This is a genomic window from Sulfitobacter sp. 1A15299, assembly GCF_043556915.1.
Lineage (GTDB): Bacteria > Pseudomonadota > Alphaproteobacteria > Rhodobacterales > Rhodobacteraceae > Sulfitobacter.
Window position 1 is genome coordinate 60,730 of the sequence record NZ_JBIFFJ010000012.1, and the last position, 19,996, is coordinate 80,725.

At 63.4% G+C, this 19,996-nt stretch carries 19 protein-coding genes; 13 read left to right on the forward strand and 6 right to left on the reverse strand.

From position 1 onward, the window contains the following. Nucleotides 1–347: 347 nt before the first annotated feature. Nucleotides 348–3,983 (forward strand): vitamin B12-dependent ribonucleotide reductase, encoded by a 3,636-nt coding sequence (locus ACGYK7_RS12775; protein ID WP_394402670.1) that lies wholly within the window; start codon nt 348–350, stop codon nt 3,981–3,983. A gap of 178 nt (nt 3,984–4,161) precedes the next feature. Continuing rightward, the gene (locus tag ACGYK7_RS12780; protein WP_394402671.1) at nt 4,162–4,500 is read left to right on the forward strand and encodes a hypothetical protein; all 339 of its coding nucleotides are present in this window, start codon (nt 4,162–4,164) and stop codon (nt 4,498–4,500) included. A gap of 6 nt (nt 4,501–4,506) precedes the next feature. Here ACGYK7_RS12780 and ACGYK7_RS12785 read toward each other — a convergent pair whose 3' ends face one another. Together ACGYK7_RS12785 and ACGYK7_RS12790 are read right to left on the reverse strand one after the other, a co-directional pair. Beyond that, entirely contained in the window at nt 4,507–5,217 is a 711-nt protein-coding gene (locus tag ACGYK7_RS12785; protein ID WP_394402672.1) for an endonuclease/exonuclease/phosphatase family protein, read from the reverse strand. Continuing rightward, the gene (locus tag ACGYK7_RS12790; RefSeq protein WP_394402673.1) at nt 5,214–6,584 is read right to left on the reverse strand and encodes a phosphatidylserine/phosphatidylglycerophosphate/cardiolipin synthase family protein; all 1,371 of its coding nucleotides are present in this window, start codon (nt 6,582–6,584) and stop codon (nt 5,214–5,216) included. The genes ACGYK7_RS12785 and ACGYK7_RS12790 overlap by 4 nt, the downstream gene beginning before the upstream one ends. Before the next feature lie 446 nt (nt 6,585–7,030). Between ACGYK7_RS12790 and ACGYK7_RS12795 the strand changes: the two genes are divergently transcribed. Then, a complete protein-coding gene (locus tag ACGYK7_RS12795) occupies nt 7,031–7,630 on the forward strand; it encodes an outer membrane protein (RefSeq protein ID WP_394402675.1) in 600 nt (199 codons plus the stop codon). Between the two features lie 66 nt (nt 7,631–7,696). Here ACGYK7_RS12795 and ACGYK7_RS12800 read toward each other — a convergent pair whose 3' ends face one another. Then, the gene (locus ACGYK7_RS12800) at nt 7,697–8,878 is read right to left on the reverse strand and encodes a pyridoxal phosphate-dependent aminotransferase (protein ID WP_394402676.1); all 1,182 of its coding nucleotides are present in this window, start codon (nt 8,876–8,878) and stop codon (nt 7,697–7,699) included. 272 nt (nt 8,879–9,150) lie between these two features. On the opposite strand from ACGYK7_RS12800, the gene cysS reads away from it, so the two are divergent. The 4 genes from cysS to ACGYK7_RS12820 all read left to right on the forward strand — a co-directional run bounded on the left by cysS (nt 9,151) and on the right by ACGYK7_RS12820 (nt 13,811). Then, nucleotides 9,151–10,521 (forward strand): cysteine--tRNA ligase, encoded by a 1,371-nt coding sequence (cysS, locus tag ACGYK7_RS12805; RefSeq protein WP_394402678.1) that lies wholly within the window; start codon nt 9,151–9,153, stop codon nt 10,519–10,521. Between the two features lie 196 nt (nt 10,522–10,717). Next, nucleotides 10,718–12,334 (forward strand): citramalate synthase, encoded by a 1,617-nt coding sequence (gene cimA, locus ACGYK7_RS12810; protein ID WP_394402679.1) that lies wholly within the window; start codon nt 10,718–10,720, stop codon nt 12,332–12,334. Continuing rightward, entirely contained in the window at nt 12,331–13,050 is a 720-nt protein-coding gene (locus ACGYK7_RS12815; protein ID WP_394402680.1) for a class I SAM-dependent methyltransferase, read from the forward strand. Before cimA ends, ACGYK7_RS12815 begins: the two co-directional genes overlap by 4 nt. Continuing rightward, entirely contained in the window at nt 13,047–13,811 is a 765-nt protein-coding gene (locus ACGYK7_RS12820) for a squalene/phytoene synthase family protein (protein ID WP_394402682.1), read from the forward strand. The genes ACGYK7_RS12815 and ACGYK7_RS12820 overlap by 4 nt, the downstream gene beginning before the upstream one ends. 4 nt (nt 13,812–13,815) lie before the next feature. Here ACGYK7_RS12820 and ACGYK7_RS12825 read toward each other — a convergent pair whose 3' ends face one another. Beyond that, nucleotides 13,816–15,027 carry an MFS transporter gene (locus tag ACGYK7_RS12825; RefSeq protein WP_394402683.1) on the reverse strand — a complete coding sequence of 404 codons (1,212 nt, stop codon included), beginning with the start codon at nt 15,025–15,027 and terminating at the stop codon, nt 13,816–13,818. Nucleotides 15,028–15,149: 122 nt separating this feature from the next. Here ACGYK7_RS12825 and ACGYK7_RS12830 point away from each other — a divergent pair, with 122 nt between their 5' ends. The 3 genes from ACGYK7_RS12830 to ACGYK7_RS12840 are packed head-to-tail and all read left to right on the forward strand — an operon-like array spanning nt 15,150 to nt 17,187. Then, nucleotides 15,150–15,896, forward strand: a complete 747-nt coding sequence (locus ACGYK7_RS12830) for a precorrin-6A/cobalt-precorrin-6A reductase (protein WP_394402685.1) — start codon at nt 15,150–15,152, stop codon at nt 15,894–15,896. Continuing rightward, nucleotides 15,893–16,525 carry a DNA-3-methyladenine glycosylase family protein gene (locus tag ACGYK7_RS12835; RefSeq protein ID WP_394402686.1) on the forward strand — a complete coding sequence of 211 codons (633 nt, stop codon included), beginning with the start codon at nt 15,893–15,895 and terminating at the stop codon, nt 16,523–16,525. The genes ACGYK7_RS12830 and ACGYK7_RS12835 overlap by 4 nt, the downstream gene beginning before the upstream one ends. Further along, nucleotides 16,522–17,187 carry an alpha/beta hydrolase gene (locus ACGYK7_RS12840; RefSeq protein WP_394402687.1) on the forward strand — a complete coding sequence of 222 codons (666 nt, stop codon included), beginning with the start codon at nt 16,522–16,524 and terminating at the stop codon, nt 17,185–17,187. Before ACGYK7_RS12835 ends, ACGYK7_RS12840 begins: the two co-directional genes overlap by 4 nt. Here ACGYK7_RS12840 and ACGYK7_RS12845 read toward each other — a convergent pair. Next, nucleotides 17,184–17,627: a VOC family protein gene (locus tag ACGYK7_RS12845; protein ID WP_394402689.1), complete on the reverse strand. Its 444-nt coding sequence runs from the start codon at nt 17,625–17,627 to the stop codon at nt 17,184–17,186. The genes ACGYK7_RS12840 and ACGYK7_RS12845 overlap by 4 nt on opposite strands. 145 nt (nt 17,628–17,772) lie before the next feature. Between ACGYK7_RS12845 and ACGYK7_RS12850 the strand changes: the two genes are divergently transcribed. Next, nucleotides 17,773–18,357 carry an HNH endonuclease gene (locus tag ACGYK7_RS12850; RefSeq protein ID WP_394402691.1) on the forward strand — a complete coding sequence of 195 codons (585 nt, stop codon included), beginning with the start codon at nt 17,773–17,775 and terminating at the stop codon, nt 18,355–18,357. 2 nt (nt 18,358–18,359) lie between these two features. On the opposite strand, the gene xth is transcribed toward ACGYK7_RS12850, so the two are convergent. Beyond that, a complete protein-coding gene (gene xth / locus ACGYK7_RS12855; protein WP_394402693.1) occupies nt 18,360–19,142 on the reverse strand; it encodes an exodeoxyribonuclease III in 783 nt (260 codons plus the stop codon). Nucleotides 19,143–19,489: 347 nt separating this feature from the next. On the opposite strand from xth, the gene ACGYK7_RS12860 reads away from it, so the two are divergent. Together ACGYK7_RS12860 and ACGYK7_RS12865 are read left to right on the forward strand one after the other, a co-directional pair. After that, nucleotides 19,490–19,747, forward strand: a complete 258-nt coding sequence (locus ACGYK7_RS12860; protein ID WP_394402694.1) for a hypothetical protein — start codon at nt 19,490–19,492, stop codon at nt 19,745–19,747. Nucleotides 19,748–19,804: 57 nt separating this feature from the next. Beyond that, entirely contained in the window at nt 19,805–19,957 is a 153-nt protein-coding gene (locus tag ACGYK7_RS12865) for a hypothetical protein (protein WP_394402696.1), read from the forward strand. Nucleotides 19,958–19,996: the final 39 nt, after the last annotated feature.

The window sequence follows — 19,996 nt, forward strand, 5'->3', positions numbered from 1 at the left end:
GGGATATCCTGAGACTGAATCACTAGGGTACGGCGCGGGGCAAATCAGGGGCTTTCGGTCAACTGTCCGTCCTAAAATAATTCCGAAAAAAACCGTTGACCAAATAGTGCGATCTACGTCAGTTTGTGGGGGTCAAGTAAAGCGCCACAATATGTTGTGGTTAACGCGACAGGGCGCTTCGGCGGCGGGGACAGAGTATAGAACCAGCGTTTCAATCGGTTTCGGGCCGCTTGCGTCAGCAGGTGGCGCGGGGAAGCTTTGTTCAAACTGCCAGCACATCGGGGTGAGACGGCCTGCCGTGGGCATGTCGGCTTGGGATTTTAAGAGTTTGTAAAAGGGCAGCGACGATGAAGATTGAACGGAATTTCACCAAGGCCGGGCAGGATGCCTATGCGGATTTGGACTTTGTCACGACGGTGTCAGAGATCCGCAACCCTGACGGTTCGGTGGTCTTCAAGCTCGACAACGTCGAAGTTCCGAAATCCTGGAGCCAGGTCGCCAGCGACGTGATCGCGCAGAAGTATTTCCGCAAGGCGGGCGTGCCTAGCGAGACCCGCAAGGTCAAGGAAAAGGGCGTGCCCGAATTCCTGTGGCGCTCCGAGCCCACCGAGGGCGCCGAGATGGGCGGTGAGACCTCCTCCAAGCAGGTTTTCGACCGTCTGGCGGGCGCTTGGGCCTATTGGGGCTGGAAAGGCGGCTACTTCAGCACCGAAGAGGACGCCCGCGCCTATTACGACGAGATGCGCCACATGCTGGCCAGCCAGCGCGCGGCCCCGAACAGCCCGCAATGGTTCAACACCGGGTTGCACTGGGCTTACGGCATCGACGGCCCGGCGCAGGGGCATTACTACGTCGACTACAAGACCGGCAAGCTGACACGGTCAAAGTCCTCCTATGAGCACCCGCAGCCGCATGCCTGCTTCATCCAGTCCGTCGGTGACGATCTGGTGGGCGATGGCGGCATCATGGATCTCTGGGTCCGCGAGGCGCGTCTGTTCAAATACGGCTCGGGCACGGGCACCAACTTTTCATCGCTCCGCGGAGAGGGCGAGAAGCTGTCGGGCGGCGGCAAGTCGTCGGGTTTGATGGGTTTTCTCAAGATCGGCGATCGTGCAGCCGGCGCCATCAAATCCGGCGGCACCACCCGCCGCGCGGCGAAGATGGTGATCGTCGACGCCGACCACCCCGATATCGAGGATTTCATCAACTGGAAGGTGCTCGAAGAGCAGAAGGTGGCCTCCATCGTCGCCGGCTCCAAGATGCACGAGCAGAAGCTGAACCTCCTGTTCGACGCGATCAAGGCATGGGACGGCGCCGAGGCGGATGCCTATGACCCGACCAAGAACGCGGCGCTGAAACAGGCGATCCGCGAGGCCAAGAAGGTCGCGATTCCCGAGACCTACGTCAAACGCGTGTTGGATTATGCCAAGCAGGGCCATACCGGGATCGAGTTCCCAACCTACGACACCGACTGGGATTCGGAAGCCTACAACTCGGTCTCCGGCCAGAACTCGAACAACTCGATCCGCGTGACCAACGCCTTCCTGAAAGCCGTCGAGAAAGACGCCGACTGGGAGTTGATCAGCCGCACCGAGAATCGGGTCACCAAGACGATCCGCGCCCGTGACCTCTGGGATCAGGTCGGCCACGCCGCTTGGGCCTGCGCCGATCCGGGCATCCAGTACCACGACACCGTAAACGACTGGCACACCTGCCCCGAGGACGGCGCGATCCGCGGCTCGAACCCCTGCTCGGAGTACATGTTCCTCGACGACACGGCCTGCAACCTCGCCTCGATGAACCTGCTGACCTTCCTCAAGGACGGTGTCTTTCAGGTCGAGGACTATATGCACGCCGCGCGGCTCTGGACCGTGACGCTCGAGATCAGCGTGATGATGGCGCAGTTCCCCTCCAAGGAAATCGCGCAGCGGTCTTATGACTTCCGCACATTGGGTTTGGGTTATGCGAATATCGGCGGGTTGCTGATGAACATGGGCTATTCCTATGACAGCGACGAGGGCCGCGCTTTGGGCGGTGCCCTGACCGCGATCATGACCGGCGTCTCCTATGCCACCTCCGCCGAGATGGCGGGCGAATTGGGCGCCTTCCCGGGCTATGCCAAGAACGCCGAGCATATGCTACGGGTCATCCGCAACCACCGCACGGCGGCCTATGGTAAGGCCGACGGCTATGAGCAGCTTTCGGTCAAACCGGTGCCGCTGGATCACGTCAACTGTCCGCAGGCGGGTCTGGTCGACATCGCCAAATCCTGCTGGGACGAAGCGCTGAAACTGGGCGAAGCCCACGGCTACCGCAACGCGCAAACTTCGGTCATCGCGCCCACCGGCACCATCGGTCTGGTGATGGACTGCGACACCACGGGGATCGAGCCTGACTTCGCGCTTGTGAAGTTCAAGAAGCTCGCCGGGGGCGGATATTTCAAGATCATCAACCAATCCGTGCCTGCCGCGCTGGAAAAGCTCGGCTACGGGTCGGCCCAGATCGAAGAGATCGTCAGCTATGCCGTGGGCCACGGCACGATCGGCAATGCGCCTGCGATCAACCACACCACGCTGGCGGGGCATGGCTTTGGCGCCAATGAACTGGCCAAGATCGACGCGGCGCTGAAACAGGCTTTCGACATTCGTTTCGTGTTCAACCAATGGACGCTGGGCGAGGCCTTCTGCACGCAGGTGCTGGGCATCCCGGCGGAAAAGTTGAACGACCCGACCTTCGATCTGCTCCGCTCCCTCGGTTTCAGCAAGGCCGATATTGAGGCGGCCAATGACCACGTCTGCGGCACCATGACGCTAGAGGGCGCACCGCATCTGCGCGAGGCGCATTACGGCATCTTCGACTGCGCCAACCCCTGCGGCAAGAAAGGCAAACGCTATCTCTCGGTGAACAGCCACATCCACATGATGGCGGCGGCGCAGAGCTTTATCTCGGGGGCGATCTCCAAGACGATCAACATGCCCAATGACGCGACGATCGAGGATTGCCAGAAGGCTTATGAACTCAGCTGGTCCTTGGGTATCAAGGCCAACGCGCTCTATCGCGACGGATCGAAACTGAGCCAGCCGCTGGCTGCCGCCCTCGTGGAAGACGACGAGGACGCCGCCGAGACGCTGGAGAGCGGCAACGCGCATGAGAAAGCCGCCGTGCTGGCCGAGAAGATCGTCGAGAAGGTGATCGTCAAAGAGATCATCAAGTCGCACCGCGAGAAGATGCCGCAGCGCCGCAAGGGATATACCCAGAAGGCCAACGTCGGCGGCCACAAGGTCTACTTGCGCACCGGCGAATACGAGGACGGCAAGCTGGGCGAGATCTTCATCGACATGCATAAGGAAGGCGCGGGCTTCCGGGCGATGATGAACAACTTCGCCATCGCGGTCTCAGTCGGTCTGCAATACGGCGTGCCGCTGGAGGAATTCGTCGATGCCTTCACCTTCACCAAGTTCGAGCCCGCGGGCATGGTGCAGGGCAACGACAGCATCAAACAGGCGACCTCGATCCTCGACTATGTGTTCCGTGAACTGGCGGTGAGCTACCTCGACCGCACCGATCTGGCGCATGTGAAGCCTGAGGGGGCGACCTTTGACGATCTGGGTCGCGGCGAGGAAGAGAACCTCTCGAACGTCAGCGAGTTGAGCGAGGGGGCCGCGAATAAGTCCTTGGAAGTGCTCAAGCAAATTAGCTCCACCGGCTATCTGCGCAACCGGCTGCCGCAAGAGTTGGTGGTGCTGCAAGGCGGGCAAAACGTCGAAGCAAGCTCTGCCTACGCGCCTCAAGTCAGCAATGGCGATGTGGCGGTCGCGGTGCCGCCCGCAGCGTCCGGCGCGGTCAGCCTCGATGCGCGGGCCAAGGCCAAGATGCAGGGATATGAGGGCGAAGCCTGCGGCGAATGCGGCAACTACACATTGGTCCGCAACGGCACCTGCATGAAGTGCAACACCTGCGGCGGCACCTCGGGTTGTAGCTGATGAGATGTGCCCCGAAAGGGGCGCGCAGGGGCAGGGCCGAGAGGCCCGCCCCGACGAGGCGGCCGGGGCGCCTTAGGCGTGGTTGCGCGAAAGGGTTAATCTTTGCGCTGCCATTCGGGTCGCGTTAACCAAAATTAAACCAGTCTCTCCCTATCAAGGTCGTGAAAGGGAGAATTTGATGAAACGTCTTATTATATCGGGCTTTCTTGCCAGCACACTGGCGGGCTGTGTGGAGCCTCCGGCCTCACCGATGGAGGCTGCGGCGCGCAGAGCTGCCGCGGCGGAATTGACGGCGAAACAATGTGCGGGCTTTGCAGGCGGCTATGAAAGCGTGCGCAAGCTGCGGCATGATGCGAACCAAAACATCGCCACCGCGCGACGGCTTGGGGCGACGGATGCGACCATCGCCAAAGCGCGGGCGGATGTGCGCATGGCTTTCGATATGCAGGTCGCTTTCTCGACCCCGCAGCAGGCCTGCAACATGATGGTGGGCGAATTGGCTTGGGCCACGGGCTGAGGGCGTCTAGCGATGCGCCACGTCAAGCCAGATCGGCAAATGGTCCGAGGCGCGGCGGGTCTGGGGCGTTTCGACCACGCCGCCTTGGCGCACGGTAAGATGTTGATCCAAGGCGATGCGATCTAGAAAGGCCACGGGCATCCGCGCGTGATAGCTTTTGCCCGGCGCATGAATGGTGAATCGTTTCGCCAAACGCCCCAGCCCGACCTTTTGCGACCATTCGTTCAGATCGCCCGCAATCAAGGTCGGGCAGGCGGCACAGGCGTCGAGATGGGCGATCATGGCGCTCAACTGCTCCTTGCGCGACGGGCGCAGCAAGCCCAAATGCGAGGCGATCACGCGCAACTGGCGGGCCCCGATATGCAGGTCGGCCACCATCGCGCCGCGCGGCTCCACCCCCGGCAGGGTCAGATGCGCCACCCGGTCGATCTTGGCCGAGGGCCGGACCAGAACGGCATTGCCATGCCAGCCGATGCTTACATCGCTTGGCGTGGGCACAGGGCGCAGACCCGTCACCTTTTCGACCCGGTCGAGCGGCAGGGCCGAAGGGCGCGGGGCGCGGCGGCGGTCGGCCTCCTGCAGCACCACAACATCGGCATGCAGGCTGCGGATGATCCGCATGATCCGCTCGGGATCGCGGCGCCGGTCGGTGCCCATGGCCTTGCGGATGTTGTAGCTGACGATGCGCAGCGATTGCGGGGCGACGGCGGGGATCATAGAACGGGCGCTCCCAGACGAAACAGCCCTTCGGCCACTTTGCGGAACATCCCGCTCGGCGGTCTTTCCATGGCGCAATGCTCTGAGAGATGTTCGAACCAATCATGCAGCTTCGCGACCGAGCCCGCGTCATAGACAAAAAGCGTGACCTCGAAATTCAGCAACATGCTGCGCACGTCGAAATTGGCGGTGCCCACCAGCCCCATATCGTCGATGATCCCGGCTTTGGCATGGATCATCCCGGGCTGGTAATAGAGCACATGACCGCCTGCCTCATGCAGTTCGCGCAGATAGGCACCCCGCGCAAAGTCCGCCAGCCGTTGGTTTGAGCGCTCAGGGACCAAGACCCGCACATCCACGCCGCGCCGGGCCGCTGTGGTCAAGGCCGCGCCAAGGGCTTCGGTTGGCACGAAATAGGGCGTCACCAGCCAAATCCGCGCCTCGGCCAGATGGATCGCGCGGATCAGCCCATCATGCAGCGGGTCTTCGCCGATATCGGGGCCGGAGGGCACGAGTTGCACCGTTGCCGTTCCGCCCGTATGGGCCGCGACCGAGGGGGCGGGGTCCAATGCCTCGCCGCTGGCCACGCTCCAGTCCGAGCGGAACACATCGCCGAAACTCTGTACCGCGCGTCCTTCGAGCAGAAAGGCCAGATCGGTCCAGCCGTCCTCCAGCGCCGTGGGTCCGAGGTAATGCGCCCCGATATTCATGCCGCCGGAAAAGACCCGCGCGTCATCGGCGATGATCATCTTGCGGTGGTTGCGCAGGTTCAGATGGCCTGAGCCCGGCAGTTGCAACAAAGGAGAGTAAAAACGCACGTCGCCGCCCGCCTCGCGCAGATGGCGCAGGGCCGCGACAGGTCCACGCAGGGTGCCCAAACGGTCCATCAGCAGCCGAACCTTCACGCCCGCCTTGGCGCGTTCGGTCAGCGCGTCGACAAAAATGCGCCCGGTTTCGTCATTGGCAACGATGTAGAAAAGCGCGTCAATCCGCTCCTCGGCCCCTTGGATCAGCGCCATCACCGCCTCATGCGCCGCGGTCGGATCGCCCAAGAGCCGCAGGTCTTGGCCATGGGCGGCGGCGGGCAGGCCGAAATACTGCATCGTCGCGTCGAGCGTATGGACAGGGCGGGGCGGGGGGCCGCCGGTATCGCCTTTCAGAAAATGCACCGGCGTGTAGCGCGAGGATTGTTTGCGAAAACCCAGCCCCAGAAACACCGGCACCGCGACCCAAGGCAGCACGATGATAAAGAGCAGCCATGCGGCAGTCGATTGCGGCGTGCGGCGTTGTTGCAAGATCACGATCGCCGCCAGCAGCGTCAGGATCACGATAATGACGACTTCCAGATGGGTTGTGATCCATGACATGGGGTGAGGCCTGCTCCTTCTTACTGACAATACAAGCAGATAACGCGTTCGCTGGTGACAGCAAGCCTTTGGGTGGTTCCGCCCAAAGCGGGGGGGTGCCGGAGATTGGTCCGTGCGTTTCGGTCGGATGTATGCAAGCGCCGCTCTGACTCGATCCGGCGCTGATTGCGCGTTTCTCACTGCAATGAGGGCAAAGATGGCGCGGAATCTCTATTGCGGGTGTAACTATCTGACATATCATAATAAATTAACGGCAAGTGCCGGTCGATCAAACAGAAGACACATAACTTGAGCGGCACCGCGCCGAGGGTATGTTGCAAATGTGCGACAATCAGCGCATCGCAATTCTGTGAAGTGAAAAAACTGAAACCCAACCTTACATCGGGCGTTGCGTGAGTGACCCTGCGGCGAGGATCGCGGGGTCACCTGTATTTAAGGAGCAGAACATGAAACGCACGACAACAATCGCCAGCATCGCCCTGATCGCATCCAGCGCTTTCGCGGGTGCCGCAGCAGCCGGTTCGCTGGAAGACACCACCGTTGAAGCACCGGTTTTCACTCCGGCGCCGACACCCGTGGCTGTTGATGGCGACTGGACAGGCTTCTACACCGGTCTTCAGGTTGGCCAGACCGACATCGACAGCGACAGCGGCGCCCTTGATGGTGACGATACGTCTTACGGTTTCCACGCCGGTTACGACTATGACTTCGGCAAATTCGTTCTGGGTGGCGAACTCGACTACGACAAGACCGACATCGATCTGGGCACATCCGGCGCGACAGCCGATTCCGTTGCACGCGCCAAGGTCAAAGCTGGCTACGACTTCGGCAACACACTGGTTTACGCGACCGCCGGTGCGGCCCGTGCCGACACCAGCGTTGGCGATGAAACCGGCCCCTTCGCCGGTCTGGGCGTCACCTATAAAGTGACTGATCGCTACACCGTCGGTGGCGAAGTGCTGCAGCACAAATTCGATGACGTAGGCGGCACAGGCGACGATCTGGACGCGACCACGATCTCCCTGCGCGGTTCCATGCGCTTCTGATCTGTCTTGGCGGGATGACCCGCTTTGATGAAGGGCCGGCTTCCGAAAGGAGGCCGGTCTTTTTATTTACGCGGCGCGGCTCGCGCGCCCTTCGGCAAAGCGGCAGAGGTCGCGCAGGGCCGCCTCAAAGGCGCTGTCTTTGATCGTCATGGCCACGCGCACATGGCCCGCCGCCGCCGCGCCGAAACTCTCGCCCGGCATCACTGCGATATGCTGCTCGCCCAACAGGGCATCGGCAAATTCACTGCCGCTGAGACCCGTGGCGCGGACATCCAGCATCAGATACATCGCGCCTTGCGAGGGCACCGAGCGCACCACGTTTTGACCGCCCAAAACCCGCTGCGCCAGCGCGCGGCGGCGGGCGAAGGGGGCGCTGATTTCCTCTTCGAAAGCCGCGCCCTGGGCAAGGGCGTAGTCGCTCGCGTCCTGAATGAAGCCCGGCACGCCGTAGTTGGTATGAGTGGCAAGGTCGATCAGATCGCCGATGATGTCTTCGGGCCCAATGATCCAACCACAGCGGCTGCCGGTCATCGCGTGGGATTTCGACATGGAGCCGATGACCAGCGTTCTCTCCTCCATGCCCGGCAGGGCGCGGGGGCTGAGATGGGCGCCCTCCCAAATCTGCGTGTCATAGACCTCATCCGAGACGAGCCAGAGGTCACGATCTTGGCAGACCTGCGCGATCTCTTCCAAGGTTTCGCGGCCATAGATCACGCCCGTCGGGTTGTTGGGCGTGTTGATCAACAGCGCCTTTGCGCCTTCGGCGGCTGCCGCCAGATCCGCACCGCGGGGCAGGAACCCGTGATCGGCACGTGCCGCGACCGCCACGGCCCGCGCCCCGGCGGCCCGCAGGGTGCCGGGGTAGGTGGCGTAATAGGGGTCGATGTACAGCGCCGCATCGCCGGGGTCGCAGACCGCCATGAACGCCGCGAAAAGCCCCGCTTGCCCGCCCGGGGTCACCACCACGTTGTCCCGCGTCGTGCGCAGGCCAGTCCGCTCTTCGGCCCGCTTTGCAATCCGGTCGCGCAGGGCATCGGTGCCCGGCACGGCGGCATAGCCGGTATGGCCGCCGAGGGCGCTGCGGTGCATTTCTTGCAGGATCGGGGCGGCGGTGCGGATGTCATGCTCGCCGATGGTCAGCTCGGTCACCGGCACCCCTGCCGCGATCATCGCGCGCGATTTGTGAAACACTTCCCAACCGTCGGACCCTCCGGCCAGAACCCCTTTGATGCGCGATGATCTATCCATGATGCCTCCGAAAATTTCCGCACAAGGGGGCAGAGCCTTGGGGCTTTGTCAATCCGCGCGGGGAAAGGCGGGGGCGGGCTTGCATAAAACTTAACCGGACAAGGGGCTTGGCGCAGGACGGCGCGCTTGCTACAACCCGGTTATGAACACCACAACGCTCATTATTTGCTGCATTACCCGCTGAGACATCCTCGCGGGCCGCTGTTCACGTCATTCCCATTCTGACAAAACTATGCCAAGCCCGCGTCACACCCGCGCAAGGACGCCTGCCCATGACCCGTGACCTGACGATCAAGCTGCATAACACCGCCACTCGGAAGAAAGAGGGTTTCACGCCGATTGATGCGCAGAATGTGCGGATGTATGTCTGCGGCCCCACCGTCTACGACCGGGCGCACCTCGGCAACGCGCGGCCCGTGATCGTTTTCGATGTGCTCTACCGCGTGCTGCGCCATGTCTATGGGCCGCAGCATGTGACTTACGTGCGGAATTTTACCGATGTGGATGACAAGATCAACGCCCGCGCCGCTGAGAGCGGGCGCAGCATTGGCGAGATCACCGCCGAGACGACGCAGTGGTATCTCGATGACATGGCCGCCGTGGGCGCCTTGGAGCCCGACCACATGCCCCGTGCGACACAGTATATCCCCCAGATGGTCGCGATGATCCGCGGGTTGATAGAGGAGGGCTACGCCTATGAGGCCGAGGGCCATGTGCTGTTCCGGGTGCGTAAATACGCCGAATATGGCGCGCTTTCGGGCCGGTCGGTCGATGACATGATCGCAGGCGCGAGGGTCGAGGTGGCGCCCTACAAGGAAGACCCGATGGATTTCGTGCTGTGGAAGCCTTCGGACGAGGGCACGCCGGGCTGGCCCTCGCCCTGGGGGCAGGGGCGTCCGGGCTGGCATATTGAATGCTCCGCCATGGCGCATGACCTGTTGGGAGAGCGTTTCGACATCCACGGCGGCGGCATCGACCTGCAGTTCCCGCATCATGAGAATGAGATCGCCCAGTCGAAATGCGCGGGCCACGGGTTCGCCAACTACTGGCTGCACAATGAGATGTTGCAGGTCGAGGGCAAGAAGATGTCCAAGTCCCTGGGCAATTTCTTCACCGTGCGCGATCTGCTGGACCAGGGCGTGCCGGGAGAGGTGATCCGTTTCGTGATGCTCTCGACCCATTATCGCAAGCCGATGGACTGGACCGAAAAGAAGCGCGAGGAGGCCGAGAAGACTCTGAGGAAATGGTATCTTCAGGCGGCAGAGGCCGAGGCCGCGACGCCCGGGCCCGATCTGGTCGCGCTTCTGGCCGATGATCTCAACACCCACGGTGCGTTGACCGAATGCCACCGGCTCTCGGGCGCGGGCGATGCGGAAGGGCTGCGCGGTGCGCTGACGCTCTTGGGGCTGATGGACGCGCATATTCCCGATTGGGCCGCCGTGCAGGCGCTTGATCTGAGCGATGTTGAAGCCTTCCTCAGCGATGCCCGCGCCACCGCGATGGAGACCAAGGATTTCGCCGAGGTGGACCGGATCAAGAAGGCGCTGACCTCGGTCGGGATCGAGGTGCAGATGAGCAAGGACGGGGTGAAGCTGACCCCACCGCCGGGGTTTGACCGCAGCGAGCTGGAGGGGGTGTTGTGAGCCTCGCCGCTACCGCCTCCCGGCGCGCGGGCGCCATGCCCGACCTCCCCCCCGGGAGGGCATTTTGCAACGCCCGTCCCACGTGCTGTGGTCAGAGAGCGGAAACTCTCAGGTCGTCCCAGGCGGCAAAGCCCTCCCGAGGTCGGGCATGGCGCCTGCGCACCTTTGGTCAGGTTGGTTTCGGGAGAGCCGCCCCATGACCCGCGACCGCCTCACGATCTACGACACCACCCTGCGCGACGGGCAGCAGACCCAAGGCGTGCAGTTCTCCACCGATGAAAAACGCCAGATCGCCGAGGCGCTCGACGCGCTTGGGGTGGATTACATCGAAGGCGGCTGGCCCGGGGCCAACCCGACCGACAGCGCCTTTTTCGACGCGGCCCCGCCGACGCGGGCGAGGCTCACCGCCTTTGGCATGACCAAACGCGCGGGCATGTCGGCTGAGAATGACGACGTGCTGGCCGCTGTGCTCAATGCAGACACGAAATCCGTCTGTATCGTCGGCAAGACCCATGACTTCCACGTCAAGACCGCGCTCGGCATCACGCTGGCGGAGAACACCGACAACATCGCCAAATCCATCGCACATTTGGTTGCGCAGGGACGCGAGGCGCTTTTTGACGCCGAGCATTTCTTTGACGGCTACAAGGCCAATCCCGACTACGCGCTCGAAGCGATCCGCGCGGCCCATGACGCGGGCGCGCGTTGGATCGTGCTTTGCGACACCAATGGCGGCACGCTGCCCGATGAGATTGGCCGCATCACCCGCGCGGTGATCGCGGCGGGCATTCCGGGGGATCACTTGGGCATTCACACCCATGACGACACCGAGAACGCCGTGGCCTGCACGCTGGCGGCCGTCGACGCGGGCGCGCGACAGATCCAAGGCACGCTCAACGGGCTGGGGGAGCGCTGTGGCAACGCCAACCTCACCACCCTGATCCCGATCCTGATGCTGAAAAAACCCTATGCCAGCCGCTATGAGATCGGGGTGAGCCCTGAGGCGCTGCGCGGGCTCACGCGCACCAGCCGGATGCTGGATGAAATCCTGAACCGCGTGCCGATGAAACAGGCAGGCTTCGTCGGGTCTTCGGCCTTTGCGCATAAGGCGGGGCTGCATGCCAGCGCCATTGCCAAAGACCCCAGCACCTATGAACATATCGACCCCGCGCTCGTCGGCAATACCCGCGTCATCCCGATGTCGAACCAAGCCGGACAATCCAACCTGCGCAAACGGCTGAGCGATGCGGGCCTCTCGGTCGCCAAGGGCGACCCGGCGCTTGGCCGGATTTTGGAGGTGGTCAAGGACCGCGAAGCGCAGGGCTATGCCTATGACACCGCGCAGGCGAGCTTTGAGTTGCTGGCCCGCGACGTTATGGGCCAGTTGCCGCATCTGTTCGAGGTGGAGCGCTACCGCGTTACCGTCGAACGCCGCCGCAATGCCGAAGGCCGGATGGTCAGCCTTTCCGAGGCGGTCGTGGTGGTCGATGTCGATGGGGAAAAACGGCTCTCGGTCTCGGAATCGCTGGACGAGGATGGCGCCGACCGCGGCCCGGTCAACGCGCTGTCCAAGGCGCTGGCCAAGGATTTGGGCAAATACAGCAGCCTGTTGGATGACATGCGTCTGGTTGACTTCAAGGTGCGCATCACCCAAGGCGGCACCGAAGCCACCACCCGCGTCATCATCGACAGCGAAGACGGGCAGGGGCAGCGCTGGTCCACCGTGGGCGTCAGCGCCAACATACTCGACGCCTCATTCGAAGCGCTGCTTGATGCGATACGTTGGAAATTGATCCGGGACCGCGCCCAATGACAGATGATATGACCGCCTTTTTCACCCTCCACCGGGATCTGCCGCGCGAAGGGCCGGGGGAGCCTTCGGATGTGAGCTGGGCCGTGGAACAGGTCGATCTGCCTGCAAGGGCCGAAATTGCCGATGTGGCCTGCGGCCCCGGCAGCGACATCGGCGCCCTGCGCGCGGCGATCCCGCAGGGCCATGTGACCGCCCTCGATCAAACGGCGCATTTCGTCGACACCGCGCGGGGCCGTTTCGTGGCCGATGGCAATGTCACCCTGCTGCGCGCCGATATGGCCGCCATCGCCAATGAATACGATCTCATTTGGTGCGCCGGTGCGGTCTATTTCCTCGGCGTGACCGAGGCGCTGACGCGCTGGCGCAAATCGCTGCGCGCGGGCGGGGTTGTGGCCTTCTCCGAGCCCTGCTGGCTAACGGAAAGCCCGTCAGAAGAGGCCCGCGCGCAATGGGCGGATTACCCCGCGATGAGCGATGCAGAGGGCATTGCCGAGCGGGTCCGCGCGGCGGGCTATGAGGTCGTGGCGACCCGTGTCCTGTCGGATGAGGCTTGGGAGAATTACTACACCCCCTTGGAGGCGCGGATCGAAAAGCTGCGCCCCGGGGCGGAGGATAATCTGGCCGAAGTGCTCGATGCCGCCGAGGCAGAGATCGCCTGCTGGCGCGCGCATCGGGATGAGTTCGGCTATCTACTGACGGTGGCACGCCCCGCATGACCTTCGACGCCGATCTGAACGCCTGCGCCGCCATGGTAGAGCGCGCCGACCCTTGGCGCTTTCGCGCCGCCATGGCCGCCCCCGTCGAGACGCGCAAGCTGCTCTTCCCGCTCTATGCCTTCAACGTCGAGGTGGCCCGCGCCCCATGGGTCACCCAAGAGACGATGATCGCCGAGATGCGGCTGCAATGGTGGCGCGACGCGCTGGAAGAGATCGCCAAGGGCGGCCCGGTGCGGCGGCATGAGGTGACCACGCCGCTGGCCCGTGCGATCGCGCCGGAGGATGCGGACCTGCTTGACGAACTCGTCGCTGCGCGGCGGTGGGACATCTACAAAGACCCCTTCGAGGATGCCGGGCATTTCGAGCGCTATATCGACCAGACCGCAGGCCATCTGATGTGGGTCGCCGCCCGCCGCCTTGGGGCGGCGGATGAAGCGGTCGTGCGCGATGCGGCCTATGCCACTGGGATCGCCGCATGGCTCTGCGCCATTCCGAATTTGGAAGAGGCGGGCCGCGTGCCGCTGTTGGACGGCACGGCAGAGGGGGTCTCGGCCCTCGCCAAGGGGGCGCTCGACCGGCTGAAATCGGCCCGCGCCAATCGGGGCAAGATCCCCAAGGCGGCGCGCGCGGCGCTGCTGCCGGCCGCCCATGCGGGGCCGGTGTTGCGGGCCGCGGTGGATGCGCCGGAAAAGGTCTCGCAAGCCGCGCTGCCTGACCCGCGCCGCCATTTCGCGCTGCGGGCCTTGGCGTCGCGCTGGTAGGCGCTTAGCTCAGCTGCGTCTCCTTGCGGCTGCGCAGCACCAGCCAGATCAGTGAGCCGCCCGCCAACACTAAGAAGGGCACCATGGCAAGGTTCACCGCCGCCCAGCCTTCCTGCGCGGTCCCGCCCGAACAGTTCATCAGCCCGCCCGAGGCCAGTGAGGCCACGGTCACGCCGCCGAAGACCAAAAGGTCGTTCAGGCCCTGCATCCGCCCGCGCTCATGCGGCTCATGCGCGCCCGCAAGCATGGTGGTGGCCCCGATGAAGCCGAAGTTCCAGCCCAGCCCCAAAAGGATCAGCGCGACAAAGAAGTTGCCCAGTTCCACCCCCTGAAGCGCCACCAGCCCGGCGGCGGCAAGGATCGCAATGCCAAGGCCCATGATGCGCTCGACACCGAAACGGTTGATCAGATGGCCGGTAAAGAAGGACGGCGCGAACATCGCCAGCACGTGGCCGGTGACCACATAGCCCGCGCTGTCTTGGCTATAGCCGCAGCCGACGACCGCCAGCGGGGTCGAGGTCATCACGAGGTTCATCAATGCGTATGAGACCATGGCGCAGATCACAGCGACGGCGATGCGCGGCGTGGTCAAAAGCTCCCACCGGCTGCGGCCCTTGGGCGCGTCATGGGCCGGGATCGGCGGTTTCGGAATGTCAATGAAAAGAAACAGCAGCGCCCCGATGAGGTTCACCGCCACCACGGCCATATAGGTGCCGAGAAAGGGGACAACGAGGCTCATCGACGTGGCCGTGGCAAGCTGCGGCCCGATGATGGCCGAGACAAGACCGCCAGCCATGACATAGGAGATCGCCTTGGGCCGAAAATCATCCGAGGCGGTATCGGCAGCGGCGAACCGGTAGAACCCCTGCGCCGACATATAGATGCCTGTCAGGAGCGACCCCAGCAGGAAGACCGGAAAGGAGGCGAGATAAAGCCCATAGGCCGCGACCGCGCCGCCCAAGGCACCGCCCGCCGCGCCCAGAAAGAACCCCGCGCGGCGGCCATAGCGCTGCATGATGGCCGAGACCGGCGTGGCCGAGAGCATGGAGCCCAAAACGATCATCGAAATCGGCAGGGTGGCAAGACAGACATTGCTCGCAAGCGACTGCCCGGCAAGACCTCCGACAAGGAAAATCATCGGCATCTGCGCGCCGAGAAAGGCCTGTGCTGCCACCAGCACAGCTACGTTGCGCCGCGCGCGTCTGTCGTCGATCATGTCTGAATTCCTCACTTCCCGCCAAGGGGTAGCCCTGCCCTTGGGTAAGGGCAAGCCCGGCATCGGTTTTTGGCCCCCGATCCCGCTTGCGCCCGGCGGCAAGCTCGCCGATGATCGCGCCGATGACCGCCGCCGTTCGCCCTTCGCTGACCCTTCTTTTGCTCGCTGGCACCGCCGAAGCGCGGCAGCTTGCACCCGCCTTGGCGCAGGCCGGGCACCGGGTTACCGCTTGGCTGACCGAGCCGCCGCGCGGCAGCAACCCGATGCCGATGGCCTATGAGATGCGCGATGCTGGGGATGCCGCCGCGCTGCGGCGCGATATGACGGGCTTCGATGCGGTGCTTGATCTTAGCCATGGGTTCGATGCGGGGCTGAGCCACGCAGGCTATGCCGCCGCCACCTCTCTGGGCAAGCCCTTCGTCAGCTTTTCGCGGCCCCTTTGGCCCTTGGACAACCCGCTGCTGCAATCGGTGCCGGATGTCGCGGCCGCCGCCCGTGCCGTGCCACCCGCCGCCCGTGTCTTTGCCGCGACCGGCTGGGCCAGCCTGCCAGCGTTCCAACCGTTCAAGGGCGCGCGCCTCATGCTGCGGCAAACGAGCCGCCATGACCGCGCCGCGCCCTATGATTTTGTCGATCTGATCTTTGGCGATCCGCCATTCACCGTGCAGAGCGAGACTGCATTGTTCCGCGATCTTGGCGTCGACTTGCTGATTTGTCGCAACCTCGGCGGGCGGGCCAGCCGCCCGAAGGTTGACGCGGCCCTGTCGCTCGGCCTGCCGGTGGTCCTGATCGACAGGCCGCCACGGCCCGAGGGCGCGCCTTGCCTGACTGACCTCGACGCGATGCTGGATTGGGTGGCACGCCTGTGAGCCTCGCGCCTCCGATCACCTGCGACGCCGATGTGGCCGAGGGCGCGGCATGGCTGGCCGAGCAAGAGCCGCGTTTCGCCATGGCGCTGGCCCAGACCGGCCCGCTGCCGCTGCGCCTGCGCCCGCCCGGCTTCGCGGGGCTGCTCGACATCATCGTGGGGCAACAGGTGAGCGTGGCCTCGGCCCGTGCGATCTACGCGCGGCTTGTCACGGCGGGGTTGGATCGGCCCGAAAACGTCCTGCGCGCCGGTGACGATGGCCTGCGCGCCGCAGGGCTAAGCCGCCCCAAAGCGCGCTATGTGTTGGGCTTGGCGGAACGTGATTTCGACTTTGACGCGCTGCACGGGCTTCCCGATGACGAAGCCATGGCCGCGCTGGTCGACATGCAGGGGATCGGGCCGTGGACGGCGCAGATCTATGTGATGTTCTGCCTCGGCCGCCGCGATATCTTTCCCAGCGGCGACCTTGCGCTGCAAGAGGCGGCGCGGGGGCTTTTCGATCTGCCTGCCCGTCCCAGCCCGAAAGACCTCTCCGCCATGGCCGCCGCATGGTCACCTTGGCGGTCGGTTGCGGCGCGGCTGCTCTTTGCCTACTACCGGGTGTTGAAACAAAAGGAAGGATTGTCATGACACGGGTTTTGAACGCCGAGCGCCGCGCGCCGGTCTCTGGCACCACACGGTCGGTGGTGGTGTTCCTGCATGGCTATGGCGCGAACGGCGCCGATCTGCTGGGCCTTGCCGATCCGCTGAGCGAGCATTTGCCCGACACCCTTTTCGTCGCACCCGACGCGCCTGAGGCCTGCGCCGGTGCGCCGATGGGCTATCAGTGGTTCCCAATCCCATGGATCGACGGATCATCCGAAGAGGAATCGATGCGCGGGATGATGAGCGCGGTCGAAGACCTCGACGCCTTTCTCGATGCGCTGATGGTCGACGAAGATGTGCTGCCCGAACAGGTCGTGCTCTTTGGCTTTTCCCAAGGCACGATGATGTCGCTGCATGTGGCCCCACGGCGCGAAGATGCGGTGGCGGGGATCGTGGCCTTCTCGGGCCGTCTGCTCAACCCCGAAGCGCTGGCCGAAGAGGCGCGGGTCAAACCGCCGGTGCTGCTGGTCCATGGCGATGCCGATGACGTGGTGCCGCCGCAATCCTTGCCGCAGGCCGCCGAAGCGCTGCAAGAGGCGGGGTGGCAAGACGTTTACGCCCATGTGATGAAGGGCACCGGCCATGGCATCGCGCCCGATGGGCTGAGCGTGGCGCTGGCCTTCATGCGCGACAAACTGGGCCTCTAACCCTTCATCTCATCCCAAAGCCAGGGTTCGGCGAACTCAATCGAATTGCCAGCGGGGTCGCGCACATAGAGTGAGCGCGCCCCGTTGGGCCAATCAAAGCGGGTGTCGATCTCGACCCCGGCGGCCCGGAGCCGCGTCTCCATCGCGGCGATCTCATCACGTTTCATTGCGAAACAGACATGCCCCGGCCCCTGCGCCCCATGGGGCGGCACCGGCATTTCCGGATTGCCGGGCGGCTGCGCCGTGGCGGTGGGGTTGAAGACCAGCAAGACCGAAGGCCCAAGCGCAAAGAACATATGCCGGCCCGGCACCTCCTGAAACAGTTTCAGCCCCAGAATGTCTCGGTAAAACTCCCGCGCCGCGTCCAGATCCTCGACATAGACGGCGGCTTCGAGCACAGATTGCGGGGCGGGCGCATCGGGCAGGGGGCTTTTCGACATGCCTCAAGGTTAACAAACTCTGCCCATCTGTCACGCCTCTGTCGTAATCTTTGGGCAAAACCGGCGACATCTAGTGGTTCACCTTTGTCTTGCCAGAGAGAAACCGCGAGATATAGTGGCTAAAACGGGCAGAGGACGCGACCAGATGGACGGCGATTTCAGGACCGAATTTACCCGCCACCCGGCGGCGCTCAAACACCACCCCGCGCTGGTGCTCAACGCGGATTACCGACCTTTATCCTATTACCCGCTGTCGCTCTGGCCATGGCAGGAAGCGGTAAAGGCCAAATGGCTCGACCGGGTCGAGATCGTTGCCGAATATGACGAGGTGGTGCGCAGCCCCTCTACGGTGATTAGGATCCCGTCGGTTGTCGTTCTCAAAGACTATGTCAAACCTCAAAAGCGCGTGGCCTTCACGCGCTTTAATTTATTTCTGAGGGATGAATTTCGCTGCCAGTACTGCGGCGCGAAGGGGGAACTGACCTTTGACCATGTGGTGCCGCGTGCTGCCGGTGGGGTGACGAGTTGGCAAAACGTGGTCGCCGCCTGTAGCCCTTGCAACCTGCGCAAAGGCTCGCGGCCCCTGCACCGCACGGGGCTTGCCCTGCGCAAACCGCCGCGGCAACCCGCCGCTGAAGAGCTGCGCAACATGGGGCGCAAATTCCCGCCCGGCCATCTGCACGAAAGCTGGATGGATTTTCTCTATTGGGATGCCGAACTGGAGGCCTGACCTCAGATATCCAGTTCGACCCAGATGGGCACGTGATCCGACGGTTTGTCGCGCCCGCGCACGTCGCGGTCGATCTGGCAATCACGCAGCCGGTCGGCCACGGTGGGGGACAGGAGGAAGTGGTCGATGCGGATGCCGTTGTTGCGGTTCCACGCCCCGGCCTGATAATCCCAAAAGGAGTAATGCCCCGGCCCTTGGGTACGCGCCCGGAAGGCATCCGTAAGGCCAAGGTTCACCAGCCGCCGCCATGCGGCGCGGGATTCGGGTCGGAAGAGCGCATCTTCGCGCCAGCTGTCGGGTGTGGCGGCATCCTCGGCCTGCGGGATGATGTTGTAATCTCCCGCCATGAGGAAGGGCGTTTCCTCGGCCAGAAGTGCTTCGGCACGGGCTTGCAGCCGCGCCATCCATGCGAGTTTATAGTCATATTTCGGCCCCGGCGCCGGGTTGCCATTGGGCAGGTAGAGCCCGCAGACCCGCAGCGCCATATCGTCGCCCACAACCGTCGCTTCGATCCAGCGCGCCTGATCGTCGGCATCATCGCCCGGCAGGCCGCGAGACACATCCTCAAGCGGCAGTTTCGACAGGATCGCCACGCCGTTGAAGGATTTCTGCCCATGGGTTTCGACGTTATAGCCGCGCTCTTCGAGCATTTCGCGGGGGAAGGCCTCATCCACCGACTTGATCTCTTGCAGCACGACAACGTCCGGCTGCGCCTCGTCAAGCCAGTCGGGAAGGCCCGCCGCGCGGGCCTTGATACCGTTGATGTTGAAACTCGCGATCTTCATATCCGGCCCTCATTCGACGTCCGCCTGCTATCGCGCAATTGGCAGCGCGGAGCAAGGGGAAGGCATGCGCGCTTAAGGTGATTCTCTGACCCAATTTCCCGCTATTGTAGAGGTTCTGCGAGTGGGTCGCCCGTATTGTCTCGGTCTTGCCCTGTGGGTGGGATTTGTTTTTCTCCCCAGTCCGACAAAGAAAATCAGAATTGAGGCGAGACTGTGCAGCGACCTTAATGTGGATAAGTGTTACAGTACAATGTGTTAGCTCAAAAACGCTTGGATTAACACGCTTAACGTGCGTCAGTTGTCCTGGTACATCTTTAAATTGCAAAGCACTTTGAAAGGACCATACGATGACTGCTATTTTTGCACACGACTTCGCCCCCGTAACAGCCCTACAGACAGAGGACAATCCAATGGCGCTTGGCGCCGGTGTTGACCTGTTCACCACCGGCCTCAACCGTGGGGGCGGCGACATGCTGTTGGGCGAGGGGGTTGAGATGTTCACCACCGGGTTACAGCAGGACCGCAGCAGCATCACGCAAGGCGGCGGGGTCGGCCTGTTCACCACTGGCCTCGCCCCGGCTGAGGTGCTGCCCTTCAGCGGCTGAAACTGTGCAAGCGGGCGGCTCTGTCGCCCGCCGTTCCCCCCAGTCGGAGGCGATGCGATGACCAATGTTGTTCTGCTGAGACCTGACGAAAGCCAAGACCCGGCCATTCAAACGGCCCAGCTGATCCAAGCCTTTGCCGTGGGGCGGCGCGCGCGGGGGGATGTCTTTTGGCTAGGGCCTGTGGACATTGAGGATTTTCAAATCACCTGAGGTTTGATTCAACCTTCCAAAAGGGAGGTTTGAATGGAC